At 72.2% G+C, this 18,242-nt stretch carries 17 protein-coding genes; 12 read left to right on the forward strand and 5 right to left on the reverse strand.

What is annotated here, in order from left to right:
• From DW299_RS16045 to wecB, 9 genes are all read left to right on the forward strand, one after another.
• A partial coding sequence (locus tag DW299_RS16045; RefSeq protein ID WP_205814425.1) for a hypothetical protein occupies positions 1–341 on the forward strand: 341 nt, incomplete at its 5' end.
• An 88-nt stretch (positions 342–429) separates the two neighbouring features.
• Positions 430–2,304, forward strand: coding sequence for a polysaccharide biosynthesis protein (locus DW299_RS16050; protein ID WP_206251697.1), 1,875 nt, complete (start codon positions 430–432; stop codon positions 2,302–2,304).
• A complete protein-coding gene (locus DW299_RS16055) occupies positions 2,301–3,431 on the forward strand; it encodes a DegT/DnrJ/EryC1/StrS family aminotransferase (RefSeq protein WP_205814426.1) in 1,131 nt (376 codons plus the stop codon). The genes DW299_RS16050 and DW299_RS16055 overlap by 4 nt, the downstream gene beginning before the upstream one ends.
• Positions 3,428–4,048: a sugar transferase gene (locus tag DW299_RS16060; protein WP_136028756.1), complete on the forward strand. Its 621-nt coding sequence runs from the start codon at positions 3,428–3,430 to the stop codon at positions 4,046–4,048. Before DW299_RS16055 ends, DW299_RS16060 begins: the two co-directional genes overlap by 4 nt.
• Positions 4,041–4,706 carry a NeuD/PglB/VioB family sugar acetyltransferase gene (locus DW299_RS16065; RefSeq protein WP_136037172.1) on the forward strand — a complete coding sequence of 222 codons (666 nt, stop codon included), beginning with the start codon at positions 4,041–4,043 and terminating at the stop codon, positions 4,704–4,706. The genes DW299_RS16060 and DW299_RS16065 overlap by 8 nt, the downstream gene beginning before the upstream one ends.
• Positions 4,703–5,923 (forward strand): glycosyltransferase family 4 protein, encoded by a 1,221-nt coding sequence (locus DW299_RS16070; protein ID WP_168443169.1) that lies wholly within the window; start codon positions 4,703–4,705, stop codon positions 5,921–5,923. Before DW299_RS16065 ends, DW299_RS16070 begins: the two co-directional genes overlap by 4 nt.
• Positions 5,920–6,972 (forward strand): SDR family NAD(P)-dependent oxidoreductase, encoded by a 1,053-nt coding sequence (locus DW299_RS16075; RefSeq protein WP_136028753.1) that lies wholly within the window; start codon positions 5,920–5,922, stop codon positions 6,970–6,972. Before DW299_RS16070 ends, DW299_RS16075 begins: the two co-directional genes overlap by 4 nt.
• Positions 6,969–8,063, forward strand: a complete 1,095-nt coding sequence (locus DW299_RS16080) for a polysaccharide biosynthesis C-terminal domain-containing protein (protein ID WP_136037174.1) — start codon at positions 6,969–6,971, stop codon at positions 8,061–8,063. The genes DW299_RS16075 and DW299_RS16080 overlap by 4 nt, the downstream gene beginning before the upstream one ends.
• A 1-nt stretch (position 8,064) precedes the next feature.
• Entirely contained in the window at positions 8,065–9,195 is a 1,131-nt protein-coding gene (wecB, locus tag DW299_RS16085; RefSeq protein WP_136028751.1) for a non-hydrolyzing UDP-N-acetylglucosamine 2-epimerase, read from the forward strand.
• Positions 9,196–9,206: 11 nt separating this feature from the next.
• Here the strand turns inward: wecB and DW299_RS16090 are convergent, their stop codons facing one another.
• From DW299_RS16090 to gmd, 4 genes are read right to left on the reverse strand one after another with little or no spacing between them, the layout of a single operon-like run.
• Positions 9,207–10,430 carry an MATE family efflux transporter gene (locus DW299_RS16090; protein WP_136028750.1) on the reverse strand — a complete coding sequence of 408 codons (1,224 nt, stop codon included), beginning with the start codon at positions 10,428–10,430 and terminating at the stop codon, positions 9,207–9,209.
• 6 nt (positions 10,431–10,436) lie between these two features.
• On the reverse strand, positions 10,437–11,552 hold the full coding sequence (locus DW299_RS16095; RefSeq protein ID WP_136028749.1) for a DegT/DnrJ/EryC1/StrS family aminotransferase: 1,116 nt from the start codon (positions 11,550–11,552) through the stop codon (positions 10,437–10,439).
• Positions 11,549–12,733 (reverse strand): glycosyltransferase, encoded by a 1,185-nt coding sequence (locus tag DW299_RS16100; protein ID WP_136037175.1) that lies wholly within the window; start codon positions 12,731–12,733, stop codon positions 11,549–11,551. The genes DW299_RS16095 and DW299_RS16100 overlap by 4 nt, the downstream gene beginning before the upstream one ends.
• A gap of 2 nt (positions 12,734–12,735) precedes the next feature.
• A complete protein-coding gene (gene gmd / locus DW299_RS16105; RefSeq protein ID WP_136028747.1) occupies positions 12,736–13,746 on the reverse strand; it encodes a GDP-mannose 4,6-dehydratase in 1,011 nt (336 codons plus the stop codon).
• A gap of 174 nt (positions 13,747–13,920) precedes the next feature.
• Here gmd and DW299_RS16110 point away from each other — a divergent pair, with 174 nt between their 5' ends.
• Positions 13,921–15,249, forward strand: a complete 1,329-nt coding sequence (locus DW299_RS16110) for a hypothetical protein (protein ID WP_136037176.1) — start codon at positions 13,921–13,923, stop codon at positions 15,247–15,249.
• The gene (locus DW299_RS16115) at positions 15,246–16,397 is read left to right on the forward strand and encodes a glycosyltransferase family 4 protein (protein WP_136037177.1); all 1,152 of its coding nucleotides are present in this window, start codon (positions 15,246–15,248) and stop codon (positions 16,395–16,397) included. The genes DW299_RS16110 and DW299_RS16115 overlap by 4 nt, the downstream gene beginning before the upstream one ends.
• A gap of 22 nt (positions 16,398–16,419) precedes the next feature.
• Here DW299_RS16115 and DW299_RS16120 read toward each other — a convergent pair whose 3' ends face one another.
• Entirely contained in the window at positions 16,420–17,700 is a 1,281-nt protein-coding gene (locus DW299_RS16120; protein WP_136037178.1) for a nucleotide sugar dehydrogenase, read from the reverse strand.
• Between the two features lie 152 nt (positions 17,701–17,852).
• Here DW299_RS16120 and DW299_RS16125 point away from each other — a divergent pair.
• The coding region (locus DW299_RS16125) for a hypothetical protein (RefSeq protein ID WP_205814427.1) at positions 17,853–18,242 on the forward strand (390 nt) is incomplete at its 3' end.

Below are 18,242 nucleotides of genomic sequence, written 5' to 3' on the forward strand. Positions count from 1 at the left end.
CGCTCTTCCGATCTTCGGTCACGGCGGATCGGCAGCGGGCGGAGGGGTCGTTCCGCACCGCCGTGACCGACGCCGCCGCGCAGGTCGCCGCGTCCGACCCGTGGACCCCCGGCGGGCAGGCCGCGCTCGTGGCGTACCGCGACGCGTTCGCCGCGCTGCTCGACGACCAGTTCCGCGCGGAGGTCGAGCAGGAGCGCGCCGACACGCAGCGCCGTCAGGGCGGGCAGTCCGGCGGGCAGCAAGATCAGCCGTCGGACGGCTCCACTCCTCCGCCGTCGACCGATCCGGGGACGGGCGGAGACACGCCGCCGGGAGACGGTACCGACGACCCCGTCGGCTGAACGACAGCACTAACGCACGGACCTGCTCGTTGCCTGTGAGACCATATCTCCAGGGGAGTGAAGAAAGTCCGGAGGGGGCGACACACTCGTGAGCAAGAAGGACGCGGCGGGCGACGTGTCCACCGGCGAGATCGCGATCCTGTCGGAGGGCTCGGTCACGCAGCGCCGACGACGCCGGTTCGCCGCGATCGTCGACGGTCTGGCGTGGAGCTTCGGCGTCGTCATCGCGATCGCCCTGCGGTTCGAGCTGCAGATGGACGCGGACTCGTGGATCGCCGCCGTCGTGCTGGCGCTCGTGGCCGGAGCCATCCAGATCGTGGTCGGGTACGCCACGGCCCTCTACCGCGGACGCTTCACCTACGGATCCTTCGACGAGGTCAGGACGCTCGCGCTGATCGTCGTGATCGAGGCGCTGCTGCTCTCGGTGGTCCTCATCCCGGTCGGCCCCCTGGTCGGCATCCCGCGCGGCACCCTCATGCTCGCGTTCCCGTTCGTCCTGCTGCTGATGTTCGGGGTGCGCTACGCCGCGCGGCTGGTGATCGAGCGCTCCCGCAAGCCGGGCGCCGACGCCGAACCCGCGCTCATCATCGGCGCCGGCTTCATCGGCGACAAGCTGCTCGCCAACATGACCACCGACCCGAACTCGCCGATCCGCCCCGTCGGGCTGCTCGACGACGACCCCGACAAGCGCAACCTGCGGCTGCGGGGCGTCGCGGTCGTCGGCACCACGCGCGAGCTCGCCGACGCGGCGCAGCGCACCGGCGCCAAGCTCGCCGTGATCGCGATCGCCCGCGCCGACAGCACCCTGCTGCGCACGCTCGCCGACCGGGCCGAGGCGGCCGGCCTGCGCGTGGCCGTCACGCCGACGCTGGAGATGATGACCTCCGGCGAGAAGGCGCTCACCGACGTGCGCGACATCAGCATCGAAGACCTCATCGGCCGGCACCCCGTCGACACCAACGTGGAGCTGATCGCCGGATACATCACCGGACGGCGCGTGCTGGTGACCGGGGCGGGCGGTTCGATCGGCTCCGAGCTGTGCCGCCAGATCGCCAAGTACGGCCCGCGCGAGCTGATCATGGTCGACCGCGACGAGACCGGACTGCAGGTCGCGCAGCTCGGCACCGCGGGGCACGGCCTGCTCGACACGAACGACGTGGTGCTGGCCGACATCCGCGACACCGACACGCTCGACCGCATCTTCCTGGAGCGGGAGCCGGAGGTGGTGTTCCACGCCGCGGCGCTCAAGCACCTGCCGATGCTGGAGCAGTACCCCGACGAGGCGTGGAAGACCAACGTCCTCGGCACGCTGAACGTGATCAACGCGTCCCGCCGGGTCGGCGTCTCGACGTTCATCAACATCTCCACCGACAAGGCCGCCAACCCCACGAGCGTGCTCGGGCACTCCAAGCGCGTGGCCGAGAAGCTCACGGCGTGGGCGGGGGAGGACACCGGCATGCGGTACCTCTCGGTGCGGTTCGGGAACGTGATCGGCAGCCGCGGATCGATGCTGCCCACGTTCCAGCGCCTGATCGCCGAGGGGCGGCCGATCACGGTCACGCACCCGCAGGCCACGCGGTACTTCATGACGATCCCCGAGGCGTGCCAGCTGGTCGTGCAGGCGGGCGGCATCGGCCGGGCGGGCGAGGTGCTGATCCTCGACATGGGGGAGCCGGTGTCGATCCTCGAGGTCGCCAAGCGCATGATCGCGATGTCGGGCAAGAACATCGAGATCGTGTTCACGGGGCTGCGTCCCGGCGAGAAGCTGCACGAGGAGCTGGTGGGTTCGCGCGAGAACCTCGAGCGCCCCTTCCACCCCAAGGTGTCGCACACGCGCGTCGACACCATCACGCCCGAGCGGCTCGACAAGGAAGGGTGGATGCGGCGGATGTTCTCGAGCCCCCGCGTCAACGACACCGTGACGATCGAGCCCGTACGCATCGGAAAGGCACCCCAGGAGTGAGCGAGCGGATCTACATGTCGTCGCCGGACGTCGGCGAGGCGGAGGAGCAGGCCGTCGTCGCGGCCATGCGTTCCGGGTGGATCGCTCCGCTCGGCCCCGACGTCGACGCGTTCGAACGGGAGCTCGCCGACCGCGTCGGGGTGGCGCACGGCGTTGCGCTCAGCTCCGGCACGGCCGCCCTGCACCTCGGGCTGCTGGCGATGGGCGTGCAGCCGGGCGATGTCGTGCTCACGTCGTCGATGACGTTCGCCGCGACCGCCAACGCGATCGTCTACACGGGTGCGGAGCCCTACTTCATCGACGCGGATCCGCGCACGGGCAACATGGACGCGGCGCTGCTGCGCGAGGCCCTCGCCGAGCTCCGCGCCGCCGGGGAGCGGGTCGCGGCGATCGTGCCGGTCGACCTGCTGGGCAAGGCCGTGGACTACACCGCGATCCTGGCGGCCGCGGAGGAGTACGGGGTGCCCGTGCTGTCCGACGCCGCCGAGTCGCTGGGCGCGAGCCACGCGGGTCGCGCGACCGGCAGCTTCGGCCGCGCCTCGGTCGTGTCGTTCAACGGCAACAAGATCATGACCACCTCGGGCGGCGGGATGCTGCTGACCGACGACGGCGAGCTCGCCCAGCACGTGCGCTACCTCGCGACGCAGGCCCGGCAGCCGGTGGTGCACTACGAGCACACCGACATCGGCTACAACTACCGCATGAGCAACCTGCTCGCGGCGCTCGGACGCGCCCAGCTCGCCCGGCTCGACGCGATGATCGCGCGCCGCCGGGAGATGCGGGAGCTGTACAAGGAGCTGTTCGCCGATGTCGACGGCGTCGAGGTGTTCGGTGCCGATGGTGACGAGCACGACAACGTGTGGCTCACGTCGATCCTGGTCGACCCCGACGTCACGGGCTGGGAGCCGTCCGAGCTGGCCGCCGCCCTGACCGCCGACAGCATCGAGAGCCGCCCGCTGTGGAAGCCCATGCACGCGCAGCCCGTGTTCGCCGACGCCAGGCGCAAGAGCAGCGGCGCGTCGGAGCGGCTGTTCGCCCGCGGTCTCACGCTGCCCAGCGGCTCGGCGCTCACCGACGCCCAGCGCGAGCGCGTGGTCACGGCCATCCGCGGCTTCCTGGACCGATGAGCGCGCGGTTCCGCCCGTACGACGCGGTCAAGCGCGCGCTCGACGTCGTGGTCTCCGCGGTCGCCCTGGTGCTGCTGTCGCCGGTGATCGTGGCGACGGCCGTGCTCGTGGCGGTGCGACTCGGGCGGCCCGTGGTGTTCGCGCAGCCGCGACCGGGGCGCGACGGCCGCCTCTTCACGCTCTACAAGTTCCGCTCGATGCGCCCGGTCGACCCGGCGCGCGGGTGGGTGACCGACGCCGAGCGCCTCACGCCGTTCGGGGCCCGGCTGCGCTCGACGAGCCTGGACGAGCTGCCCAGCCTGTGGAACGTGCTGCGGGGGGACATGAGCATCGTCGGCCCGCGGCCGCTGCTGGTCGAGTACCTCGACCGGTACACGCCGGAGCAGGCACGGCGGCATGAGGTGCGCCCCGGCATCACCGGGCTCGCGCAGGTGACGGGACGCAACGCGGTCACGTGGGAGAGCCGGTTCGCGCAGGATGTGCGGTACGTCGACCGGCGCAGTGTCGGGCTCGACCTGCGGATCGTCGTCGCGACGGTCGGCTCTGTCGTGCGCCGGGACGGCATCTCGGCCGACGGGCACGTGACCATGAGCAGGTTCGGAGAGACGCATGACTGAGCGGATCGTGGTGCTGGGAGCGGGCGGCTTCGGTCGCGAGACGCTCGACGTGCTGGCGGCGATGATCGCGGCCGGCGCGGACCTCGAGCTGGTCGGCGTGGTCGATGCGGGACCGCGGGCCGTGGAGCTGGAGCGCCTCGCCGCGCGCGGGGTGCGCTTCCTCGGCGGGGAGGACGAGTGGCTGCCCGCTGCGGACGGCGACGAGCGGTTCGTGGTCGCGATCGGCGCGCCGGAGATCCGCCGCCGGGTCGCGGAGCGGCTGCGGGCGTCGGGGCTGCGCGCCGCCACGCTGATCCATCCGAGCGCCGTGATCGGCACGCAGGCGCAGGTCGGGGAGGGCGTGGTGATCACGGCCGGCGTGCAGGTGTCGACCAACGTGACCCTCGGCGACCACGTGCACCTCAACCCCGCGTGCATCATCGGACACGACGCGGTGCTCGCCGAGCACGTGTCGGTCAACCCCGGCGCGATCGTGTCGGGCAACGTCACCGTCGAGACCGGCACGCTGCTCGGCGCCGGTTCCGTGGTGCTGCAGGGGCTCACGGTGGGCGCGGGTGCCACGGTCGGCGCCGCGGCCTGCGTCACCAGGGACGTCGCCGCGGGGACCACCGTCGTCGGGGTCCCGGCGCGCGTGCAGGCGAAGGACACCGACGCGTGAGGGTCCTGATCGTCTCGCAGTACTATCCGCCGGAGGCCGTGCCGCTGCCCGCCGACCTCGCGCACGGCCTCGCCGAGCGCGGGCACCGGGTGAAGGTGCTCACCGGGTTCCCGAACTACCCCACCGGAACCGTGTTCCCCGGGTACCGCCAGCGGTGGCGCACCATCGAGCGCGACGGAGACGTGCAGGTGTGGCGGGTGCCGCTGTACGCGGACCACTCGCAGAGCGCCGTGCGCCGGCTACTCAACTACGCGTCGTTCGCGCTCAGCTCTGCGACCGCGCGACGCCTCTCCCGCGGGGCCGACGTCGTGTACGTGTACGCCACGCAGATGACGGCCGGCTTCGGGCCGTGGCTGTGGCGCGTCACCGGGGGCCGCCCCTACGTGCTGCACGTGCAGGACCTGTGGCCCGACTCGATCGTGGGCTCGTCGATGGTGACGGGCGGCACCAAGGCCAGGGTCGTGTCGGGAGCCCTGGGGCCGTGGCTGCGCAGCGCCTACCGCCGGGCGGGCGCCGTGATCGGGATCGCGCCGACCATGGTGAGCACGCTCGTGTCGCGCGGGGCTCCGGCCGCGCGCACGCACCTCGTGTACAACTGGGCCGACGCGGGCGAGCCGGTGACCTCCGCGCTCCCGCCCGCCGACGAGCACCGCGCCGCCGTGGTGTACGCGGGCAACGTGGGCGACATGCAGGACCTCGCGACCGCGGTGCGCGCCGCCCACGCCGCCGCCGACGCCGGGGTCGTGCTGACCATCGTCGGTGACGGCGTTCTCAAGCCCGAGCTGCGGGCGCTCGCGGACGAGCTCGGTGCCGACAACGTGCGCTTCCTCGACCCGGTGCCGCGCGAGCGCATGGCGGAGGTGTACGCGGCCGCCGACTACGCGCTCGTGTCGCTCAAGGACATGCCGGTCTTCCGCGGCACGATCCCGTCCAAGCTGCAGGCCGTGCTGTCGGCCGGCCTCCCGGTCATCACGACCGTGCAGGGCGATGTGCGCGCGCTCGTGGAGGGTGCGGCGGCCGGGCTGACCGCCGATGCCGAGGACGTAGGCTCGATGGCGGACGCCTTCCGCGCCGCCGCCGCCCTTCCCGCCGAGGAGCGGGCCGCGATGGGCCGCCGCGGCCGCGACCTGTACGACACCAGCTTCTCCCGCGAATCCGGGATATCCACGATCGAACGGCTGCTCACGGCAGCGGCGAAGGGAACGGGCACACGATGAGCGACTCCTACAACGGCGCGCGGGTCCTGGTCACGGGCGGCACCGGCTCGTTCGGGCACACCGTGGCGCGCAAGCTGCTCGAGCGCGACGTCGCCGAGATCCGCATCTTCAGCCGCGACGAGGCCAAGCAGGACCTGATGCGGCACGAGGTGCGCGATTCCCGGCTGCGGTTCTACGTGGGCGACGTGCGCGACTACGACAGCGTGGAGCGGGCGACCCGCGACGTGGACTTCATCTTCCACGCGGCCGCGCTCAAGCAGGTGCCCTCGTGCGAGTTCTTCCCGATGGAGGCCGTGCGCACCAACGTGCACGGCAGCGAGAACGTGGTGCGGGCCGCCGACCGCAACGGCGTCTCCTCGGTCGTGGCGCTCAGCACCGACAAGGCCGTGTACCCGGTGAACGCGATGGGCATGTCGAAGGCGCTGATGGAGAAGGTGGCGCAGTCGCACGGGCTCAACAACCCCAACACCGCCACCACCGTGTCGTGCGTGCGCTACGGCAACGTGATGTACTCGCGCGGCTCCGTGATCCCGCTGTTCATCCGCCAGCTCCAGTCGGGCGGGAACATCACGGTCACGAACCCCGACATGACCCGGTTCATGATGTCGCTCGCGCACTCGGTCGACCTGGTCGAGTTCGCGTTCCGCAACGCGCAGCAGGGGGACCTGTTCGTGCGCAAGGCGAAGGCCACCTCGATCGGGAACCTCGCCCAGGCCGTGCTCAACCTGTTCCGCTCCGACGCGAAGGTCGAGGTGATCGGGACCCGTCATGCGGAGAAGCTGTCGGAGGCGCTCGCCACGCGCGAGGAGCTGTCGCGCGCGCGGGACATGGGCGACTACTTCCGCGTGGTGGCCGACAACCGCGACCTCAACTACAGCGTGTACTTCGAGGAGGGCGACGTCGCCCAGAGCCGCTTCGAGGACTACGACTCGCACACGGTCGAGCAGATGTCGGTGGGCGAGGTCGAGGAGCTGCTGCTGACGCTGCCCGAGGTGCGCGCCGAGCTGCGGGCCGCGGGACTGCCGGAGACCCGCGGGACGCAGGCGTGACCCGGTTCGCGGTCACCGGGGCCGGCGGGTTCCTGGGCTGGCACCTGCTCGGCGCGCTGCTCGAGGCGGGCGTCGAGGTGGCGCCGATCGCCCTCGGTGCGGGCGTCGATGCGGCCGCCGCGACCACGGCGGTCGACGGTGCCGACCGGGTGATCCACATCGCCGGGGTCAACCGCGGCACCGACGAGGAGGTCGGCGACGGCAACCTCGCATTCGCCGAGCAGGTGGCCTCCGCTCTCCGGACCGCCGCGAACCCGCCACCCGTGGTCGTGTTCGCGAACTCGATCCAGGCGGGCAACGGCTCGGTGTACGGGGAGGCGAAGGCCCGCGCGGCCGGGGTGCTCTCCGCGGCGGCGGCCGAGATCGGCGCGGAGTTCGTCGACGTGCGGCTGCCCAACCTCTTCGGCGAGCACGGCCGTCCGTTCTACAACGCCGTCACCGCGACGTTCAGCCACCTGGTCGCCGCGGGGGAGAGCCCGGTGGTCGAGCAGGACAGGGAGCTCACGCTGCTGCACGCGCAGGACGCGGCCGACGTGCTGCGCGGCGCGGTGCCGGTGGCGGGGATGGCCGGGCGCGAGCGCCACGAGACCGTGTCCGGGCTGCTCGCGCGGCTGCATGGATACGCGGAGCTGTACCGCCGCGGCGAGATCCCGAGCGTCGCGGACGACTTCGACCGCGACCTGTTCAACACGTACCGCTCGTACACGTTCCCGGCGCAGTCGCCGATCGACCTCACGCGGCACGCCGACGCCCGCGGCTCGTTCTTCGAGATCATCCGGTCGCACGGGGGGCCCGGACAGTCGTCGTTCTCCACCACCGTGCCCGGCGTGACCCGCGGCGACCACTTCCACCGCCGCAAGATCGAGCGCTTCACGGTGCTGCAGGGGCGGGCCCGCATCTCGCTGCGCCGCCTGTACTCTGAGGAGGTCGTGTCGTTCGAGGTCTCGGGCGAGGCGCCGGGCGCGGTCGACATGCCGACCCTCTGGGCGCACAACATCACCAACATCGGGGACGACGTGCTCTACACCTCGTTCTGGACGAACGACATCTTCGACCCCGCGAACCCCGACACGATTGCCGAGGCAGTGTGACATGGCCGACAAGCTCAAGGTGATGACCGTGGTCGGCACCCGACCCGAGATCATCCGCCTCTCCGCCACGATCAAGATGCTCGACGAGCACACCGACCAGGTGCTCGTGCACACGGGGCAGAACTACGACTACGAGCTCAACGAGGTGTTCTTCGAAGACCTCGGCCTGCGCCGGCCCGACCACTTCCTGGAGGCGGACACGTCGTCGCTCGGGGCGGCGCTCGGCTCCATCCTCGCGAAGACCGAGGAGGTGCTGCGCACCGAGAAGCCCGACGCGTTCGTGGTGCTGGGAGACACCAACAGCTGCATCTCGGCGGTCATCGCCAAGCGGCTGAAGGTCCCGGTGTTCCACATGGAGGCCGGAAACCGCTCCTTCGACGAGAACGTGCCGGAGGAGACCAACCGCCGTCTGGTCGACCACGTCGCGGACTACAACCTCGTCTACACCGAGCACGCGCGGCGCAACCTGCTCGCGGAGGGGCTGCATCCCTCGCGCATCCTGCTGACCGGCTCGCCCATGCGCGAGGTGCTGGCGCAGAACAGGGAGCAGATCGACGCGAGCGACGCCGTGACCCGTGCGGGCCTGGAGCCGGGGGAGTACTTCCTGGTGAGCCTGCACCGCGAGGAGAACGTCGACAACCCGGAGCGCCTGCGCGCCGCCGTCGACGCGCTGCACGCCCTGAGCGCCGAGTACGGGCTGCCCGTGCTGGTCTCGACCCACCCCCGCACGCGCAAGCGCCTGGAGGCCCTGGGCATCGCCGAGAGCGACGACGTGCGCTTCCACCCGCCGTTCGGCTTCCACGACTACGTCAAGCTGCAGCAGGACGCGAAACTCGTCCTGTCGGACAGCGGCACGATCAGCGAGGAGTCGAGCCTGCTCGGCTTCCCCGCCGTCACGCTGCGCGACTTCATCGAGCGGCCGGAGGCGATCGACACCGGGGCCATCGTCACCGCGGGCATCGAGCCCGAGCGCGTGCTCGCCGCCGTGCGGGTCGTGCTGGACAGGGCGCGTCGCCCGGAGACCCCGGCGGACTACCGGATCGAGGACACGGCGCAGCGCGTGGTGAGCTTCATCCACGGCACGGTGCCCTCGCACCGGCGCCGCCTGGGACTGCTGCCCGCCGACGCCTGAGCCGTGCCGCGCTAGGCGACGGGCGGCGCCTCGGGGCGCGGCCGCCGCGACAGGTGGTAGTAGCTCGCCCACCACACCACGGCGTTGAGCGCGGAGATCGCCGCCATCGACCACGTCGCACCGGGGATGCCCCACACCTGCGCGCACGCGAGCACCACGAACGGCCGGGGGATGCCCACCGCGAGCCGCAGTGCCAGGCTGCGACCCCCGGCGAAGGCCACCCGGTGCCCGGAGTTGGCGACCGCGCCGATCAGGGCGAAGACCGCCTCCAGGCTCAGCGGCAGCAGGGCCAGGCTCGCGAGCTGCCACGTGTCGCCGAGCAGCTGCTCGCCCCACGCGTCCGGCAGGAACTGCAGCGCGACCAGGAACGGCGCGAGCACCGCCACCTGCAGCAGCGCGACCCGCAGCGCCGCGCGGATCTGCCGGCCCTGCACGTCGTCGCGGCGCGACAGGAACGGCAGCAGGAGGGAGCGGACGGTCGTCGCGATCAGGTTCAGCGGGCCGAGCAGCGTGCCCGCACCGCGCACCGCGCCCAGCACCCGTCCGTCGGACACGAGGCCCAGCAGCCCGGTGGTGAACAGCGCGCCGCCCGAGCCGACGGCGTAGTCGAGCGCGAACAGCCCGCTCACCCTGGTGTCGGCGCGGTGCCGCGACCAGCCGGGGAGGACGGGGGTGCGCGCGACCGCCATCAGGACGTAACCGGCCAGCGCCCCGCTCGCGGCCCACACCACGAACACGACACCGGCGTCGAGATGCCCGGCGATCGACAGCACCGCGGCCGCGATCGTCAGCACCGACCACGCGGTCGTGGCCACCATCGCCCGACCCGCGGCGCCGGCGGCGGAGTCGAACGTGCGCAGGAAGTCGAACACGATGAGGCCGTGGAACGCGACCCCCAGCACCACCAGGAACGTGTTCGCCGTCACGAGGCCCCACACCACCACGACCACGGCCCCCGCCAGCGCGACGAGCGAGGCCCGCCGGAAGCTGCGGTCGAACGTGTCGCGGTCGGCCGGACGGGACAGGGCCGAGTCGGTGAGCGCGGACCGGATGAGCCCCGACCCGAACAGGTACGCGACCATCGCGAGCGAGAACGCCGCGAACACCGGGACCGACGACGCCCGGGCGACCGTGATCGACAGCGCCAGGCTCGCCAGACTGACCATGCCGTTGCCGCCGACCGCGAAGATCAGGCGGCGGCTGCCGGGCAGGCCGGGGAGCAGGCGTGCGGCCACGGGTGCCTAGCCGTCGGTGCGCAGGGCGGTCAGCGCGTCCTGCAGGGCCGTGCAGACCTCGGCGACGGCCGCATCGTCGAGCCGCGGGAAGGTCGGCAGGCTGATGCCCTCGCGCGAGATCGCCGCCCCGATCGGGGTCTGCGCGCGCTGCGCCTCGGGCACGAACGGCATGTCCTGCACGAGCGGGAAGACCGGTCGCGACTCGATGCCGCGGTCCGCGAGCGCCGCGATCACCGCGTCGCGCTCGGCCGCGGAGCGTCCCACCAGGCGCACGGAGTAGATCCACGGCGTCGGCGAGGCCCCGGGGGCGGTGTCCTGCGCGCGCACGCGGTCGTCGCCGCTCAGGAGGCGCTCGTACTCGGCGACCACGCGGCGGCGCTGCGCGATGAGCTCGGGGGCGCGCTCCAGCTGGGCGGTGAGGATGGCCGCGGCGACGTTGGTCATGCGGTAGTTGTAGCCGACCATGTCGTGGAAGTAGCGCCGCGTCGGGTGGTTGCCCTGGTTGCGCAGCTGGAGGACCGCGGCGTGGAAGTCCGCGCGGGGCGTGGTGACCGCACCGCCCTCGCCGCTGGTGATGACCTTGTTGCCGAAGAACGAGAACGTGCTGATGTCGGCCAGGGACCCTGCCGCCCTGCCGCCCCACGTCGCCCCGAGCGATTCGGCCGCGTCGGCGATGAGCACGAGGTCGTGCGCATCGGCGATCCGGCGCAGCGCGTCGTAGTCGGCGGTCTGCCCGTACAGGTCGACCGCCAGGATCGCCCTGGTGCGCGGGGTGATCGCGCGCTCCACGGCCTCCGGGTCGATGCACCAGGTGTCGTCGCGCACGTCGACCACGACCGGCGTGGCCCGCACGTAGTAGACGGCGTTGAGCGTGGCCACGTAGGTGAGCCCGGGGATGACGACCTCGTCGCCCTCGCCGATGCCCGCGGCGAGCAGCGCGAGGTGCAGCGCGGTCGTGCCGTTGTTGCACACGGCCGCGTGCGGGGCGCCGGTGAGCTGCGACAGCAGTTCCTCCGCGCGCTCGACGTACGCGCCGCGGGACGAGATCCAGCCGCTGTCGAACGCGTCGAGCAGGTACCGGCGCTCGAGGTCGCCGAGGTCGGGTTCCGAAACGGGGATCATGCGTGGTCGCCTCTCGTCAGGTGCTGCGGCTTGTCGCCGCGCCCGCCCGCCCAGGCGAACACCTGGTCGTACTCCTGCGCCATCTGCCGCCAGGTGCGCGCGCGCAGCTCCGCGCTGAGCGGACGGAGCCGGTCGACGAACGCCGCGTGGTCCGCGGTCGCCTCCCGGATCGCCGCGACCAGCTCGTCCGGGGCGTCGGGATCGAACGTGGGGGCGGGAAGGCCGAGCGTCGCGAGCTGGGCGGTGATCGGGGGGATGCGGCTCGCCACGAACGGCAGCCCGCGCACGATCGCCTCGAACACCGGGCCGCTCGCCGCCTCCCACCGCGTGGGCATCACGAGCAGGTCGGCGGCGGCGTACTCCGCCTCCAGGCGCTCGGCGTCGACGAAGCCGAGCCACTCGATGCGGTCGGCGACGCCCAGCTCGGTGGCCAGCGTGCGCAGCTGATCGCCCTGCGTGCCGTCCTCCGCGCCCGTGAACACCGCGACGGCGCCCGGGAGCTTCGGGAGCGCGCGCACCAGCACCTCGTGGTTCTTGTGCGGCGTGACGAAGCCGGGCAGCAGCAGCCGCAGGGCGCCGCCGTCCGGCAGGGTGCGATCGGTCCAGGGCCCGCTGTTGAGCACGGGCAGCGGGATGAGGAAGGTCTTGTCCGCCGCGGCCGGGAACCGCTCGATCAGGCTGCCGTACGGGTGCGCCCAGCTGCAGATCACGGCCGCGGCGCCCTCGACGTTGCGCGCGATGATCTCCTGGTCCATGGGCGAGGCCAGCCCCGGCTCGAACACCCGCAGGTCGTGCACCGTCACCACGCTGCGTCCGCCGCCCAGGGGGACGCGGTGGAACGGCTGCCACACCACGCCGTCGCCCAGGGCGCTGGAGGTGGAACGCGCCCGGACGGCACGCACCCGCCCGATCAGCAGCTGCGCGAGCCGCGACGATCGAGGCACCAGGCGTCGTAGCGCCTGCTGCCACCGGCTGGTGGCGCTCAGCGCCACCGTCACCGGGACGATGGCCGAGGTCAGCGAGGGGAGGCGTTCGGCCCAGGCGTCGGCGGCCTCGGCGTTCACCAGACAGCGGAAGCGGACGTCGGCGGCCTCGAGGCCTTCCGCGACCCCCGCCGCCACCACGCCGACGCCGCCCGAGCTCGGGCTGACCGAGGTGAAGTCGAGGGTGAGGTCGGGCACGCTCAGATGTCCACCCGCACGTGCTTGCCGGCCTTCTCGTCGCGCACCTGCTCCAGATCGCCGTCGACCATGCGCTGCACGAGACCGGCGAACGTCGTGGTCGGCTTCCAGCCCAGCTGCCGCTCCGCCTTGGAGTAGTCGCCGATCAGCGCGTCGACCTCGGAGGGGCGCTCGTACCGCGGGTCGGTGCTGACGTAGTCCTCCCAGTTCAGGTTCACGTGCTCGAACGCCGCCTGCACGAACTCGCGCACCGTGTGGGCCTCACCCGTGGCGACCACGTAGTCGTCCGGCGTGTCCTGCTGCAGCATGAGCCACATGGCCTCGACGTACTCGGGCGCGTAGCCCCAGTCGCGGACCGCGTCGAGGTTGCCGAGCACCAGGCGGTCCTGCACGCCCTCGACGATGCGCGCGACCGCCCTGGTGATCTTGCGCGTGACGAAGGTCTCGCCGCGGCGGGGGCTCTCGTGGTTGAACAGGATGCCGTTCGAGGCGTGCAGCCCGTAGGCCTCGCGGTAGTTCACGGTGGCCCAGTAGCTGAAGACCTTCGCCACGCCGTACGGGCTGCGCGGGTGGAACGGGGTTTCCTCGTTCTGCGGCGGCGGGGTCGAGCCGAACATCTCCGACGACGACGCCTGGTAGAAGCGCGAGTCGACGCCGCTCGCGCGGATGGCCTCGAGGAGGCGGATGGTGGAGACGCCGGTCACGTCGGCCGTGTACTCGGGGATCTCGAACGACACCGCCACGTGGCTCTGGGCGCCGAGGTTGTAGATCTCGTCGGGCTGCACGTCGCGGATGAGGTTCGTCAGCGAGCCGGAGTCGGACAGGTCGGCGTAGTGCAGGATCAGGTCGGACGGCCGGTGGCCCTCGGCCCTGGCCACCTCCTCCAGCCGGGAGGTGTTGAAGGAGGACGAGCGGCGCTTGGTGCCGTGGACCTCGTATCCCTTGCTGAGCAGGAGTTCGACGAGGTAGCTGCCGTCCTGTCCGGTCGTACCTGTAACGAGCGCCTTCTTCATCTCTGCCCTTTGTGCGTGCTAGCTGCGATTTGTCTGCCGGCGGTTCCGGATCGTGACTATCCTAGGGCGTCGGGGGATTCGCCCGTTCTGCCCGCCCCGCGGCCGGACGGTCGTCGGCCTCGCCGGATCCCTCACCCCGGATCCGAACCGCACGAAGGGCGAGCTGGCTTCTCGATGGACACACTCTCCGGTGCACGGGAGGCGCACGCACCCTCGTCCGAGGACGACGTCGCGACCGCCCCCGCCGGTCGTCCGCCGCGGTTCCAGCGGCTGTTCCGGTCGTTCCCGATCTCGGTCGCCCTGGCCCTGCCGTACGTCGTGCTGATCCTGCCGCAGGCGGTGTGGAACGACAACGAGCACCTCGGATTCATCGTCGGCGTGTTCGCGATCGCGCTCGCCGCCACGCTGTTCGTCGAGCTGCTGATCGCGATCGCCCGGTCGTCGCGGATCGACCGGCAGCGGGAGCGGGGCGAGCTCCGGCCCGACGCCACCCTCGCGCGCCTCAACGAGTACGGCCCGGCCCTCCGCCGGGTGGCCTTCGTGGTGACCGCGGTCGGGGTGGCGGTCGGTGTGCTGTCCGCCGCGGCCGGCGTGGGGTCCATCCAGTCGCAGATCGGGCTCGTGGCCGTGTCCGCGCCGCTCGCGATGGCCTCGGCGCTCGTCGGCGGGTGGCCCACGGTGGGCGTCGCGCTGCTGATCGCGGCCCGGCTCGCGGGGCAGCTGTCGGTGCGGACCTTCTGGATCTGGATCGGTGTCGTCGTGCTCGGGCAGGGGATCGAGGCGTACCTGACGGCGCTGACGGCCTCGCTCATGGCGTTCGCCACGAGCCTGATGATGCTGCTGCTGCTGTTCGGCGTGATCCGCATCCGGTACGCCGTGATCGCGCTGCTGGTGGTGCTCGTCGCGTGGCCCCTCGCGTTCGACATCCGCAACGAGCTGCGCCAGTCGACCGGTGTCGCCGTGAGCACCCAGGTCGGCGCGTTCGACCGCCTGCGGTTCGACGAGCAGATCGCCCGTGCCACCGAGGTGACCGAGGTGCCGCTCGACCTCGGCCAGCCGGGACCCATCGAGATGCTGCGCTACGGCCTGGTGCCGCGCGCGCTCGACCCCGAGCGGCCGCCGATCTCGACCGGCATCAAGATCAACATGTACCTGGGCGGAAGCGCCACCTCCACCTACACGTTCCTCCCCGTCACGACCACGTACGTGCTGGGCGGCCCGGTGTACCTGCTGCTCTGGTACGCGTTCTGGGCGCTGATCGGTGCCGTGATCCTCCGCGGCGGACGCGACCTCAGCGTGCTGCGCATCGTGCTGATGGGGCTGGTCTTCAGCGGTCCGCTCGGGTGGTTCTCGACTTTCCCCGACCGCACGATCGGCGTGCTGCAGTTCTTCGTGTCCTTCCTGCCGGTGATGCTGTTCCTGCTGCTGGAGAAGACGGCGGTCAAGCGCCGCGCGGCCCGGCGCGAGGCGAAGGCGGCCGCGTCCGGCGAGGAGCCGTCGTGACCGCGGCCCGGCGGGTCGCCGTGCTCGCCCCGTACTACCCCCCGGCCTTCCGCGGTGGGGGACCCGTGCGGTCGATCGCCGCCCTGGTCGACAGTGCCCCCGAAGCGTTCGCCCCGCTCGTGCTCACCGCCGACCGCGACCTCGGCGAGACCGTCCCGCTGCCGGTGCCCGCTGACCGGTGGACCCGCCGTGACGGCGCCGAGGTGTACTACGCCGCGCTCGGCTCGATGGGCGGCTTCGTGCGCGGTCTCCGCGCCGTGCGCCGTCGCCGGCCGGAGCTGATCCACCTCAACAGCGTCATGAACCCCCGCCTGTCGATCGCGCCGCTCGTGCTGTGGCGGCTCGGGTTCTGGGGGCGTGCGCGGGTGCTGCTGGCCCCGCGCGGCGAGTTCGGCGACGGCGCGCTCTCCCGGCGCGGCCTCAAGAAGCGCGCCTACCTCGGGCTGTTCCGGCTGCTGGGCCTGCCGCGGCGTGTGGTGTGGCACTCCACGGCGCCGCACGAGACCGCCGACATCCGCCGCCTCTGGGGCGACCGGGTCGTGATCGTCGAGCGGGAGAACGACACCCTGCTGCCCGCGACCGCCACTGCACCGCGGCCGGTCGAGGGTCCGCTGCGCGCGGTGTTCCTCGGTCGCATCGTGGAGCACAAGGGGCTGCACCTCGCCCTGGAGGCCCTGGCATCGGTGACGGCCCCCGTGCACCTCGGCGTGTACGGCTCTCGGGAGGACGCCGCCTACTTCCGTCGCTGCGAGGAGCTCGTGCGCGGCCTCCCCGACCACGTCACGGTGACGTTCCACGGCCCGGTGTCGCCCGACGACGTCGTTCCCACGCTCGCGTCGCACGAGCTGCTGGTCATGCCGACGGCCGGCGAGAACTTCGGCCACGTGATCGCGGAGGCCCTGTCGGCGTCGTGCGCGGTCGCCGTCACCCCGCACACGCCGTGGACCGACGTGCTCTCGGAGGGCGGTGGCGTGGTGGTCGAGCGGGCGGTGGCGCCGTGGACGCAGGCCCTGCAGGCGCAGGCGGCAGCGACCCCGCAGGAGCGGCTGGCCTCCCGCCGGGCGGCCGGGGAGACCTACGAGCGGTGGCGCGCACGACCGCGACCGCCGCACGTGTGGACGTCAGCGCTCGCCGCCGAGCTGCCCTGACCTCCGGCCGGCGCCGCGCGGGTCAGAGGCGGTGCACGCTCGGGTTGCCGAGACGGTTGCGGGTGTCGAACACCGTCACGGCGCCCGCCTCCGCCTGGCGCTCGAGCAGTTCGAAGTCGAAGCGGTCGTGGTCGGTCACGAGGATCACCAGGTCGGCCTCGGCCACGGTCTCCGCGGTGAGCTCGCGGCGCTCGGCCGTCCGCGGCCACTGCGCCTCCACCACGTGCGGGTCGGCGGCCAGGACGGTCGCGCCGAAGTCGGCCAGCAGCTGGATGATCCGCAGCGCGGGGGACTCGCGGCTGTCGCCCGAGTTCTTCTTGTACGCCACCCCGGCGAGCAGCACCGTCGAGCCGTTCAGCGCCTTGCGGTCGGCGTTGAGCAGCTCGATCACGCGCTGCACCACATACGCCGGCATGTTCTCGTTCACGTCGTTCGCGAGCTCGACGAACCGGAAGCTCTTGCCGAGCGTGCGCCGCACCTGCCAGGACAGGTAGCTGGGGTCGACCGGGAGGCAGTGCCCGCCGACGCCCGGGCCCGGGGTGAACTTCATGAAGCCGAACGGCTTGGTCGCGGCGGCGTCGATCGACTCCCACACGTTCACGTCGAGCTCGTCGGCGAACACCGCGAGCTCGTTGACGAGGGCGATGTTCACGTGGCGGAACGTGTTCTCCAGCAGCTTGGTGAGCTCGGCCTCCTTCGGCGTGGACACCGGGACCGTGCGCTCGACGAGCGAGGAGTAGAACGCGTCGACGTGCGCGAGCGAAGCGGCATCGATGCCCGAGACGACCTTGGGCGTGTTCACGAAGTTCCATCGCGGGTTGCCCGGGTCGATGCGCTCCGGGCTGTAGCCCACGAAGAAGTCGGTGCCGGCGGTGAGGCCGGAGCCCTTCTCCAGCAGCGGCACCATGAGCTCTTCCGTGGTGCCGGGGTACGTGGTGGACTCGAGCACCACGGTCGCGCCGGGGGTGACGAACGGGGCGAGCGACGCCGCGGCCGACTCGATGAACGACAGGTCGGGCAGCGTCTCCTTGAGCGGCGTCGGCACCGTGATGACCGCGACCCCGAAGTCGCGCGCGGTGTCGTAGTCGGCGCTGGCGCGGTAGCGGCCGGAGTCGAGCGCGGCGCGCACGGTCGCGTCGGAGATGTCCTCCACGAACGACCGGCCGTCGCCGAGCGCGTCGATGCGCACCCGGTCGAGGTCGAGCCCCACCACCGTGTAGCCGACCTCCACGGCGCGCATCGCGAGCGGAAGCCCGACGTACCCCTGTCCGATGACGACGACGGGGCGGGAACGGTCGAGCATGGAGACTCCATTCGGACGGGGCGACGCGAGCACGCCGAGACGAACATAGTCTGTCATGCGGCATTCCGGCCGGTCGCGGACGGTCGCGGACGGTCGGGGACACGGCGTCGCGCGCGTCGCCGGGGCGCGGCTCCTGCGGTTGAATGAACCCGATGGACAGTGCGGGGGAAGGTTCGGCGTCGCCGCGGCGTCGCGTGCTCGACGTCGCCGGTGCGTTCATCGCGGTCGAGGTCGATCGTGGCGACGAGGACCGCGCGGCGTCGCTCCTGCGCGGCTGGGCCGACGCGGTCGCCCCGGAGGGCGCGGCGGTCGATCGCACGCTGTTCCTCGCCGAGCTCACCGGGGCCGATGCCGCCGATCTGCGTGCCGCCGTGTTCACTGCGGCACGGCGGGTGCTCGCCGACCGCGACGTCTGGGCCCCCGAGGCGACGCTGCTGGTCGATGACACCGACGGCGGCGACCGCGCCGTGCTGGTCCTCGGCGGTGCCGCGGCGGCGTTCCCGCCCGGAGCGCACCACGGCGGTTTCGTGAGCCGGGCGGGA

The sequence above is a fragment of the Microbacterium sp. K35 genome, from assembly GCF_004794375.1.
In the GTDB taxonomy this organism is placed as follows: Bacteria; Actinomycetota; Actinomycetes; order Actinomycetales; family Microbacteriaceae; genus Microbacterium; species Microbacterium sufflavum.